General features: G+C 35.3%; 3 protein-coding genes and 1 tRNA gene. All 4 read left to right on the forward strand.

Translation table 11 applies throughout. The features are described 5' to 3' along the window. Positions 1-38 precede the first annotated feature (38 nt). Positions 39-545 (forward strand): inorganic diphosphatase, encoded by a 507-nt coding sequence (ppa, locus tag WGMM_RS02470; protein ID WP_038249548.1) that lies wholly within the window; start codon positions 39-41, stop codon positions 543-545. Positions 546-588: 43 nt separating this feature from the next. Beyond that, entirely contained in the window at positions 589-750 is a 162-nt protein-coding gene (locus WGMM_RS06650; RefSeq protein ID WP_240991877.1) for a hypothetical protein, read from the forward strand. A 92-nt stretch (positions 751-842) separates the two neighbouring features. Next, a tRNA-Ser gene (locus WGMM_RS02475) sits at positions 843-933 on the forward strand. 176 nt (positions 934-1,109) lie between these two features. Continuing rightward, the coding region (locus tag WGMM_RS02480; RefSeq protein ID WP_038249549.1) for a SurA N-terminal domain-containing protein at positions 1,110-1,625 on the forward strand (516 nt) is incomplete at its 3' end.

Raw genomic sequence — 1,625 nt, forward strand, 5'->3', positions numbered from 1 at the left:
ATATTGTATATGCTTATTCTTAAGTTAAGAGGTAATTTATGGATTTAAGTAAAATAACAGCAGGACCAAATGCGGTGAATGTGGTAATTGAAATAAGTGCAAATGCTGAGCCTGTAAAGTATGAATTTAATAAAGAGCTTGGGTTGTTACAAGTTGACAGATTTTTATCTACCTCAATGACTTATCCTTGCAATTATGGGTTTGTACCAAATACCTGCGCAGGTGATGGTGATCCTGTGGATGTTTTGGTGCTAACTCAGTTTCCCTTAGCATCTAGTGTTTTAATATCGGTGCGTCCGATAGGCGCATTACTCACTAAAGATGAAAAAGGAGAAGATGAGAAAATATTAGCTGTGCCTGTTTCCAGTGTTGATAGCTATTATGACAATATAAAGGACTATTCTGACTTATCTAAAAGCCTACTAGATAAAATTACTCATTTCTTTTCTCATTATAAAGATCTAGAAAAGGGAAAAACGGTAGCAGTTGGAGAATGGGTTGGTGTGGAAGAAGTAAAGAAAATCATTGAAAAAAGCAGAAATTAGTTTTTATTGATTTATAGCTAAAGTGGCTTAGGTTTGCCCACAATTGAAAAACAACAAATTCGTCATTCCGCTACTTGTTAGCGGAATCTATACCGCGCACAACTGTACGAACATTGCAATATGGCACATAGTAAACGATGTCATTCCAGTGCGTGACACTGGGATGACAAAAAAGGGAGCACTGGAATTTTTGTTTCAGCATTAGCCATGCATCTGAACAGATACAAATATTGCAATTAAAAGCATTAGACAGGTGGTAGAGGTCTTGGTATTATATAATCTTTAGGTTCTAAATTTGGAAGGGTGGCCGAGCGGCTGAAGGCGGCGGTTTGCTAAACCGTTATACGACCCAAAAGTCGTATCGAGGGTTCGAATCCCTCTCCTTCCGTATACTGTTTTTAGCACGGTCTAAATTCGCTATGTTAGCATGTTCTTAGCCTATTTACCAGCGTACCTGATTTTGTTGCAATGGTTTTTATTTCCATTGTCACTGAGATCACTATTAAAAAGTTGGCTAGCATTGACTCAGTATTTATTATAGAATTGGTTATTAACTTTACTTGTATGTATAAAATACTAATTTTACTGTTGATAGTGTTGCCACTTAGGTTGCTTGCAACCGAGATTGAAATTGTTGCAGATGTAAATGGCGAGCCAATTTCAAATTTAGACATCGAAAAACGCATCAACATTATAAATTCATTGTTTGGCACTCAAAGTGTTAATCAAAAAGAAGCAAAACCTCAAATTCTTAGGGAGCTAATAGACGAAATTATCATTACCAATGAAGCGCAGAGGCTGGATATAAAATTGAGCAACGAGGAGTTAGATAATGCTGTCATGTTATTTTTAACCCAAAGTTTTAAACTTAAGGCTAATGAAGTTGATCAATACATAGAGAAGCATAATATAGATCTTGGTATTTTAAGAAAACAAATAAAATGTCAGTTACTGTGGAGCAAAATTATTGAAGTAAGAATTGTGCCATTTATTAATATAAGCGATAAAGAAGTAGATGATGTAAAAAGGCAAACAGAAAAGCCGGATTATCTTATCACGTTCCAAGAGTTTATAATTCCT

This window comes from Wolbachia endosymbiont of Glossina morsitans morsitans (assembly GCF_000689175.1).
GTDB classification, from domain to species: Bacteria; Pseudomonadota; Alphaproteobacteria; order Rickettsiales; family Anaplasmataceae; genus Wolbachia; species Wolbachia pipientis.

Excerpts from the sequence above, each read along its gene's own strand:
- ppa (WP_038249548.1), top strand. The coding sequence starts at position 39 with ATGGATTTAAGTAAAATAACAGCAGGACCAAATGCGGTGAATGTGGTA.